6 protein-coding genes and 2 pseudogenes are annotated in these 9,051 nt (G+C 65.5%); 7 read left to right on the top strand and 1 reads right to left on the bottom strand.

Going from position 1 to position 9,051, the window contains the following annotated elements; genetic code table 11:
- The 3 genes and pseudogenes from BGP02_RS18105 to BGP02_RS18095 all read left to right on the top strand — a co-directional run.
- Window positions 1-783 (top strand): annotated as a pseudogene (locus tag BGP02_RS18105) (hypothetical protein); the annotation flags it as partial.
- 105 nt (window positions 784-888) lie between these two features.
- Window positions 889-1,920: pseudogene (hemH, locus tag BGP02_RS18100) on the top strand (ferrochelatase); the annotation flags it as partial.
- Window positions 1,921-2,069: 149 nt separating this feature from the next.
- Window positions 2,070-2,471 (top strand): RNA-binding S4 domain-containing protein, encoded by a 402-nt coding sequence (locus BGP02_RS18095; protein ID WP_150562597.1) that lies wholly within the window; start codon window positions 2,070-2,072, stop codon window positions 2,469-2,471.
- Between the two features lie 54 nt (window positions 2,472-2,525).
- Here the strand turns inward: BGP02_RS18095 and BGP02_RS18090 are convergent, their stop codons facing one another.
- On the bottom strand, window positions 2,526-2,714 hold the full coding sequence (locus tag BGP02_RS18090; RefSeq protein ID WP_017232021.1) for a hypothetical protein: 189 nt from the start codon (window positions 2,712-2,714) through the stop codon (window positions 2,526-2,528).
- Window positions 2,715-3,012: 298 nt separating this feature from the next.
- On the opposite strand from BGP02_RS18090, the gene grpE reads away from it, so the two are divergent.
- The 4 genes from grpE to BGP02_RS18070 all read left to right on the top strand — a co-directional run bounded on the left by grpE (window position 3,013) and on the right by BGP02_RS18070 (window position 9,031).
- Window positions 3,013-3,558, top strand: coding sequence for a nucleotide exchange factor GrpE (gene grpE / locus BGP02_RS18085; protein WP_017232022.1), 546 nt, complete (start codon window positions 3,013-3,015; stop codon window positions 3,556-3,558).
- 251 nt (window positions 3,559-3,809) lie between these two features.
- The gene (gene dnaK, locus BGP02_RS18080) at window positions 3,810-5,735 is read left to right on the top strand and encodes a molecular chaperone DnaK (RefSeq protein ID WP_017232023.1); all 1,926 of its coding nucleotides are present in this window, start codon (window positions 3,810-3,812) and stop codon (window positions 5,733-5,735) included.
- A gap of 127 nt (window positions 5,736-5,862) precedes the next feature.
- Window positions 5,863-7,014 carry a molecular chaperone DnaJ gene (gene dnaJ / locus BGP02_RS18075; protein ID WP_017232024.1) on the top strand — a complete coding sequence of 384 codons (1,152 nt, stop codon included), beginning with the start codon at window positions 5,863-5,865 and terminating at the stop codon, window positions 7,012-7,014.
- 4 nt (window positions 7,015-7,018) lie between these two features.
- Window positions 7,019-9,031 (top strand): chorismate-binding protein, encoded by a 2,013-nt coding sequence (locus tag BGP02_RS18070; RefSeq protein ID WP_286798937.1) that lies wholly within the window; start codon window positions 7,019-7,021, stop codon window positions 9,029-9,031.
- Window positions 9,032-9,051 lie beyond the last annotated feature (20 nt).

Below are 9,051 nucleotides of genomic sequence, written 5' to 3'. Positions count from 1 at the left end.
CCCCTCAAGGCCATGGGCGCGGAAGCGGCGCATGGGGGGCTACCGCCCACCCACGCCGTACCGCCGATGCAGGGTGAGCCGGGAACGCCGGGCATGCCAGGCGTGCCGGGGCGCTCGGGGGTACCTGGCGTGCCGGGGGGGCCGGGAGAACCCGGGGTGCCAGGGCGTGGCGTTTATCAGAGTCGTCCGGGGCAGCTCGCGCCGCAGTCCCAACCGCCAGTCCGGGGTGGCCAGGCCGTGCCGTCCGGCGTGCCGCACCCGCCGGGCGTGATGGTGCCGGGGCAACCTGCCGTGCGAGGCGAAGTCCCGCAGGCGGTGCCTCAGCCTGGGCACGACGCGGCGCAACGGGACATGCAGCGGAATCACCCATTCCCGCAGACGCCCGCGGCGTCGCCCGAGCCGCAGCGTGTTCAACCGGACGCGGCCGGAGCGTCGCGTCGACCGCAGCAGTGGCAGTCGCACTCACAGCCGCAAGCGCCGCAGCAACCCGTCCAGCCGCAACCGCAGATGGCGCATCCTCAGCCGCAGCCGCAGCCTCGTCCTCAACCGCAGATCGAGCGTCAGCAAGCCGCGCCGAGACCGCAGCCTCAACCGGAGCGTCCGCAGGCACCCGTTCGGCCGCAGCAGCCACCGCAGGCGGTGCCGCACCCGCAACCGCAGGAACATCCGCAGCCTGCGCCGCGTGAACGCAAGCCAGAGGGTGCGCAGGTCCCCGCGCATGGCGTCGAGCGTCCCACCGCATCGCATCGTCCGTCACGCGAAGGCGAGCCCCCGCGCGGCTAATTGACGCACCGAACGCCGCGACCCGCCGCCATCCCCTGACGGACGGCGGGTGCGCGGCGGCCGGGGCCCGGCACGCGGTGCCCGCCTTGCGGTAAAGTACGCTCCATGCGCTTCGATCCCGAACCCATTTCGCATGGCCAGACCGGCAAGACGGCCGTTCTGCTGATTAACCTAGGCACGCCCGACGAGCCGCGTCCCGCGGCCGTGCGCCGCTATTTGCGCGAGTTTCTGTCGGATCCTCGCGTCGTGGAAATTCCCTCGTTGATATGGCAGCCGTTGCTGCGGCTGGTAATCCTGCCGTTCCGCTCGCGCCAGTCGGCGCAGAAATACGCGACGATCTGGACGCGCGACGGCTCTCCGCTCAAGGTGAACACCGAATACCAGACGAACGCGTTGCGGGCCTTGCTGCACGCGAACGACTACGACGTGGTCGTCGACTACGCCATGCGCTACGGCAACCCGTCGATTCCGGAGCGCATTCGTGCGCTGCGGCAAACTGGCGTCGAGCGCATTCTGGTTCTGCCGCTCTATCCCCAGTATTCGAGCAGTACGACCGCCACCGCGACCGATGCCGTATTCCGCGTGCTCGGCCGGCTGCGCAATCAGCCCGATGTGCGCACGGTGCGCGACTATCACGATCATCCGGCGTACATCGAGGCATTGCGTCAGCAGGTCGAAGGCTACTGGCAGCAGCACGGCCGGCCCGATTTCTCGGCAGGCGAGCGACTGTTGCTGAGCTTTCACGGCGTGCCGCGCCGCACGCTCGACCTAGGTGATCCTTACCATGATCAGTGCGTAAAGACCGCGCGTGCGCTGGGCGCCGCGCTGGGCCTCGACGAGACGACCTGTCGTCTCACGTTTCAATCGCGTTTTGGCAAGGCCGAATGGCTCCAGCCTTACACGGCACCCACGCTCGAAGAGCTGGGCCGTGGCGGCACACCCCGTGTCGATGTGTTCTGCCCCGGCTTCACGTCGGACTGTCTCGAGACGCTCGAGGAAATCAATATGGAAGGGCGCCACGCGTACCTGTCCAGCGGCGGCAAGGCATTCCATTTCATCCCATGTCTGAACGGTGCGAGCGCCTGGATCACGGCGCTTGGCGAAATTGCTGCGCGTCACCTGCAAGGGTGGCCGGTGCTCACGCCCGAGGGCGCCGCTCAGGCGTCGGCGGCGGCGGTGGCATCGACCCGGCAACGGCAAGTCGCGGCCGTGGCGGCGTTCGACGAAGCCAATGCGGCGGCGGCAGCGTCGGCCTTATCGGCGCAGGGCCAACCCGGAGCGGACACGTGAGCGTCAAGGTGGACGATTCGCCGCAGGCCGCCACCCGCATCGACAAATGGTTATGGGCGGCGCGCTTCTTCAAGACGCGTTCCCTCGCCACGCAAGCCGTCGACCGTGGGCGGGTGCTGTGCAACGACGCCCGGGTCAAACCGGCGCGCGACGTGCGCCCGGGGGACCTTGTCACGGTGGATAACGGCAGCACGCGCTGGGAAGTGCGTGTGAAGGCCATCGCGGAAGTCCGGGGCTCGGCCCCGGTGGCACAGTCGCTGTATGAAGAGACCGACGCCAGTCGGCGCATGCGTGCGGATGAGAGTGAACGCCGACGTTTGTTTCAGGAGCCCGCGGCGCAAATGCACGGGCGGCCGACGAAACGGGATCGACGGCGTCTCGGTGGCGTTGGCGAATAGAGGGGACGTGCGAGAGCGCTGACCCGTCGATGAGACGGCCGCGCCCTCGGGTGACTAGCGCGAAGGAATTCCGGTATTGGACGAATGCACCGGAACGCCCGGCATTTCAAAGTCGTGATACAGCACCGCCCGCACGCCACCGTATTCGGTATCGCGGGGGGTGACTGCGCCGGACAAGCAGATCGTAATCGTTACCGTCGTCACCAACGCAAGGATGAAGACAACAGCCAGTGGCAGCTTCATGATGCGCTCCTGAGAGAGCGCTCGACGGGACGGGGGATGTCCGGCGAGCGGCCGGGTTCAGCGCGGCACATACATCCGCTGAACCGTATTTCATGTTAGGTCGCAGCAACGGCCGATACAATAGTGGACTCGTAACGCGTGTAACCGGATATTTATCGGCACGCGGCGCGCACCGGCATGGCGCACAGCGCGCCGCCAGCCCTTGAAATCGGTGTGAACGCCCCTACTATCCAAAGGGATTTGAACCGGTGGCGCATCGTCGTGGTGCGCCGCAAGAACCTTTTGACGACTCAAGCTCATGACTGAACCGCAAAACACCCCCGATCAGCCGATTCCGTCCCAGGCCGAAGCGGCCCCGACCGACGCGGCGGGCGCGAACGACGCGCTGCCCTCGGTCGAGGCGCAACTGCTGGCGGCCCAGGCCGAAGCGGCAGCCCTGCGCGACGACGCCTTGCGCGCGCGCGCCGAGATGGAGAACGTTCGCCGCCGTGCGGAAGAGGACGTGGCAAAGGCGCGCAAATTCGCCGTCGAGAGCTTCGCGGAGAACCTGCTGCCGGTGATCGACAGCCTGGAAGCGGCCGCGGCCGACAAGAGCGGCGATGTGGCCAAGCTCCAGGAAGGCGTCGCCCTGACGTTGCGCCAGCTTGTCTCGGCGCTCGAACGCAGCCGGGTGACGGTCATCGACCCGGCCGGTGCGAAGTTCGATCCGCATCAACATCAGGCCATTTCGATGGTGCCCGCCGAGCAGGAACCGAACACCGTCGTCGCGGTACTGCAAAAGGGCTACCTGATCGCCGATCGCGTGCTGCGCCCGGCGCTCGTGACCGTCGCGGCGGCCAAGTAATCGGGTCGCGCCGGCGTCGAACGTCATGACATCATGGCAAGTTTCGGCGTTCCGGCAACCGTCACGGCATTCCCGGCCGTGGACTGCACGGGCGTCATGCCGATGGATACGCTGGCATGACGCGGGGTAAAACCGGACGACAAGAAGGGTCTTGAAATGGACCGGGCTGCACCCATATGACGTGCAGATCAACGATTTGAGCGGGCCACAGGCCCCACGGAACGACGCAAAGGACGCTAGGAGAAATAAACATGGGCAAAATCATTGGTATCGACTTGGGCACCACGAACTCGTGCGTGGCCGTCATGGAAGGCAATCAGGTCAAGATCATCGAGAACGCGGAAGGTGCCCGCACCACGCCGTCGATCATCGCCTATATGGAAGATGGCGAGATTCTGGTCGGCGCACCGGCCAAGCGCCAGGCGGTGACCAATCCGACGAACACGCTGTACGCTGTCAAGCGCCTGATCGGCCGTCGCTTCGAAGAAAAGGAAGTGCAAAAGGACATCGGCCTGATGCCTTACAAGATTGTCAAGGCTGACAACGGCGATGCCTGGGTGGAAGTGCGCGACCAGAAGCTGGCCCCGCCGCAGATTTCCGCCGAAGTGCTGCGCAAGATGAAGAAGACCGCCGAGGACTACCTGGGCGAGCCGGTCACGGAAGCCGTGATCACGGTGCCGGCCTACTTCAACGACAGCCAGCGTCAGGCCACGAAGGACGCCGGCCGTATCGCTGGTCTGGAAGTCAAGCGCATCATCAACGAGCCGACCGCTGCCGCACTGGCATTCGGTCTGGACAAGAAGGAAGGCGGCGACCGCAAGATCGCGGTGTATGACCTGGGTGGCGGCACGTTCGACATCTCGATCATCGAAATCGCGGACGTGGACGGCGAACACCAGTTCGAAGTGCTGTCGACCAACGGCGACACGTTCCTCGGTGGCGAAGACTTCGACCAGCGCATCATCGACTACATCATCGGCGAGTTCAAGAAGGAACAAGGCGTCGATCTGTCGAAAGACGTGCTCGCGCTGCAACGCCTGAAGGAAGCGGCGGAAAAGGCCAAGATCGAACTGTCGTCGAGCCAGCAGACTGAAATCAACCTGCCGTACATCACGGCCGATGCCTCGGGTCCGAAGCACTTGAACCTGAAGATCACGCGCGCCAAGCTCGAAGCGCTGGTCGAAGAGCTGATCGCCCGCACGATCGATCCCTGCCGTCTGGCCATCAAGGATGCCGGCGTGAAGGTGAGCGACATCGACGACGTGATTCTGGTCGGCGGGATGACCCGCATGCCGAAGGTGCAGGAGAAGGTCAAGGAATTCTTCGGCAAGGAACCGCGCAAGGATGTGAACCCGGACGAAGCCGTGGCCGCGGGGGCCTCGATTCAGGGCTCGGTCCTCTCGGGTGACCGCAAGGACGTGCTGCTGCTCGACGTGACCCCGCTCTCGCTCGGTATCGAAACGCTGGGCGGCGTGATGACGAAGATGATCACGAAGAACACCACGATCCCGACGAAGCACTCGCAAGTGTTCTCGACGGCCGACGACAATCAGCCGGCCGTGACGATCAAGGTGTACCAGGGTGAGCGCGAGATGGCCGCCGGCAACAAATCGCTGGGCGAGTTCAATCTCGAAGGCATTCCGCCCGCCGCACGGGGTACGCCGCAGATCGAAGTGACCTTCGACATCGACGCCAACGGCATTTTGCACGTCGGCGCGAAGGACAAGGCCACGGGCAAGGAAAACAAGATCGTCATCAAGGCGAACTCGGGTCTGTCGGACGCCGAGATCGAGCAGATGGTCAAGGATGCCGAGCTGAACGCCGAGGAAGACAAGAAGGCGCGCGAACTGGCCGACTCCCGCAATCAGGGCGACGCCCTCGTGCACAGCACCCGCAAGGCGCTGACGGAGTACGGCGACAAGATCGAAGCCTCGGAAAAGGAAGCGATCGAGTCGGCCATCACGGCGCTGGAAGGCGCGCTGCGCGGTTCGGACAAGGCGGACATCGATGCCAAGGTCGAGGCGCTCGGCACTGCCAGCCAGAAGCTCGGCGAGAAGATGTATGCCGACATGCAGGCGCAAGCCGGTGCTGCGGGTGCCGCGGGCGCCGAGCCGGGCAAGCCGCATGACGATAACGTCGTCGACGCCGAAGTGAAGGACGTCACCGACAAGAAGTAAGGCGTGCATGGCGCGCGACGCTCGTGAATGTGCGTCGCGTGTAGGCCGGGTATCGAAGTTCTCTGCCAAGGGAATCTCGACCCGGCTTTTTGCCTGATGGCGACATGCGCCAACATTGGAAAGACTTATGGCCAAACGTGATTACTACGAAGTGCTTGGCGTTGCCAAGAACGCCGCCGACGACGAAATCAAGAAGGCGTATCGCAAGCTGGCGATGAAGTACCATCCGGACCGCAATCCGGACAGCAAGGACGCCGAAGAGAAGTTCAAGGAAGTAAAAGAGGCGTACGAGATGCTCTCCGAGCCGGAGAAGCGTGCCGCGTACGACCAGTATGGTCACGCGGGCGTCGACCCGAACATGGGCGGCTTCGGCGGGGCAGGCGGTCAGGGCTTCGGCGGCTTCGCGGACGCGTTCGGCGATATTTTCGGCGACATCTTCGGTCAGGGCGGCCCTGGCGGTGCGGGTGCCCGTGGTGGCCGGGGCGGTCCGCAGGTGTATCGCGGCGCAGATCTGCGCTACAACATGGAGATCACGCTCGAGCAGGCCGCGAACGGTTTCGACACGCAGATTCGCGTGCCGAGCTGGGACGAATGCGAGATCTGCCACGGCAACGGCGCGAAGCCGGGCACGAAGCCCGAGACCTGCCCGACCTGTAACGGATCGGGCGCGGTGCGCATGTCGCAGGGCTTCTTCAGCATTCAGCAGACCTGCCCGAAGTGCCACGGCACGGGCTCGTACCTGCCCGACCCCTGCACGAACTGCCACGGCTCGGGCAAGATCAAGAAGACCAAGACGCTGGAGATCAAGATCCCGGCGGGTATCGAAGACGGCATGCGCATCCGTTCGGGCGGCAACGGCGAACCGGGTGTGAATGGCGGTCCTGCGGGCGACCTGTATGTGGAAATCCACATCAAGGCGCACAACGTGTTCGAGCGCGACGGCGACGATCTGCATTGCCAGATGCCGATTTCGTTTGCGACGGCGGCCCTCGGCGGCGACATCGACGCCCCGACGCTGCACGGCAAGGCGACGTTCGAAGTGCCGGAAGGCACGCAGACGGGCAAGACGTTCCGCCTGCGCGGCAAGGGCATCAAGGGCCTGCGCGCGAGCTATCCGGGCGATCTATACGTGCATGTGCAGGTGGAAACGCCGGTCAAACTCGACGACAAGCAGAAGCAAATGCTGCGTGACTTCGATACCGCACTCAAGGCCGGCGGCGCCCGTCACAGCCCACAGACGAAGGGTTGGTTCGACCGCGTGAAGCAGTTCTTCGAGTAATTCCATGTCATGTGAAGCCCCTTTGGCCGCGTTCGCGCTGTTGGACGACAGCGCGGATCCGGCCGGCGGGGCGCGTCTGTATACCGGGCTCGTGCGCGAGGTGACTTGCGACGAGCCCGATGTGCTTTCGGACGCGCTTCGCGAAGTGGAAGACGCCACGCGTCACGGCCTGCATGCCGTGTTGCTGGCCGACTACGAATTCGGTGTGCGTCTCGCGGGCGTACAGACGGTGGCGGCGCGGCGAGCACGGGGACGATTGCGCGCCCTGCTGTTTCGCGAGTTGCAGCGGCTCGACGCGACGCAAACGCAGGCGTGGCTGTCGCAACGCGAAGCGGCCGATGCCTGTGACGGCAGCTTGGCACCCGTCATTTCCGGTAACGGCGACGGCGTTACGCCGCCCGGCGTGGCCGGGGTCGCGGCGCTGCAAAGCGACGTGAGCGATGCAGCCTTCGACGACGCCATCGCCCGCATCCACGACTGGCTCTCGCAAGGCGAGTGCTATCAGATCAACTACACGTACCGTTTGAATTTCGACGCGTTCGGCTCGCCCGTCGCGCTGTATCGCCGGCTGCGTGCGCGTCAGCCGGTACCGTACGGTGCGCTCGTCATGTTGCCGGGCGCGTCGGGCGTGGCCGGCCGGGCGATTCTTTCGCTCTCGCCCGAACTGTTCCTGCGTCATTCGCGCGGCCAGATCGAGGCGCGTCCGATGAAAGGCACGGCGCCGGCCAGCGGCGACGCATCGGAGGACGCCGAGCGCAGCGCCGCGCTCGCGGCCGACGAGAAGAACCGCGCCGAGAACGTGATGATCGTCGATCTGTTGCGCAACGACCTCGGACGGCTCGCGATACCCGGCTCAGTCGCGGTGCCGAGGCGCTTCGAGGTGACGCGATTCGCGAGTGTCCTGCAGATGACCTCGACCGTCACGGCGACGCTGCCGCAAGCGACGACGTTTGCCGACGTGTTGCGCGCGCTGTATCCCTGTGGTTCGATCACGGGTGCGCCGAAATATCGCGCGATGCAACTGATCGGTGAACTCGAGGCGTCGCCGCGCGGGCTCTATACCGGCGCGATCGGCTGGCTGGATGCACGCGAAGACGACCCGCACGCGCTCGGCGACTTCTGCCTGTCCGTCGCGATTCGCACGCTGGAACTCGATGCGCCCGACGCCAGCGGGTTGCGGCGCGGACGATTGGGGGTCGGGGCGGGCATCGTGCTCGACAGCCGGGCGCACGAGGAGCGCGCAGAGTGCAAGCTCAAGGCGCGTTTCCTGAGTGCGCTCGATCCGGGCTTCGAACTCTTCGAGACGATGCAGGCGACGCAGGCGTCGGGCGTGGCCCATCTCGCGCGGCACGTGGCGCGCCTGGCGGCGTCCGCGAAGTGGTTCGGCTTCCGGTTCGATGAGGCGGCCTTGCGTGCACAGATCGATGCGGTTGTCGCCACGCTGGGCGAACACGACGTTCACCGCGTGCGTCTGGCGCTCTCGCATGACGGCACGGTCGCGATAACGCACGCCGTGCTGGCACCGCTACCGGGCAAGTCGGTCAAGGTGCTGCTAGCGGCGGCCAACGATCCCGCGAGCACGACGCGCGCGAACGACCTGTTCCTGCGCCACAAGACCACGGTGCGTGCGCGTTACGATTCGGCGTGGAAGGAGGCGGAAGCGAATGGGGCGTTCGACATGCTGTGCTTCAATGAGCGAGGCGAGCTGACCGAGGGCGGGCGCAGCAATGTGTTCGTCAAGCGCGACGGTATCTGGATGACGCCGCGACTGTCATGCGGTGTGTTGCCGGGCGTGATGCGCGGGGTGATGCTCGACGACGCGAAATGGTCGGCGGTGGAGGCCGTGCTCACGCGAGACGACGTGCTGAGCGCACAGGCGATCGTCGTGTGCAATGCGCTGCGCGGCGCGCTGCCTGCGACGTTGCTGGAGGCTTCACTGACGACGCCACCGGCGTCGCCACCGTCGATGGCATCAACAGCGCCATCAACAGCGCCACCGACGACGGCAAGCAACTGAGGCACGGCGGCGCCAACACA

Origin of the sequence: Pandoraea sp. 64-18, from assembly GCF_001899225.1 — a bacterium.
GTDB lineage: Bacteria > Pseudomonadota > Gammaproteobacteria > Burkholderiales > Burkholderiaceae > Pandoraea > Pandoraea cepalis.
This window is presented reverse-complemented; position numbering and strand designations above follow the sequence as displayed.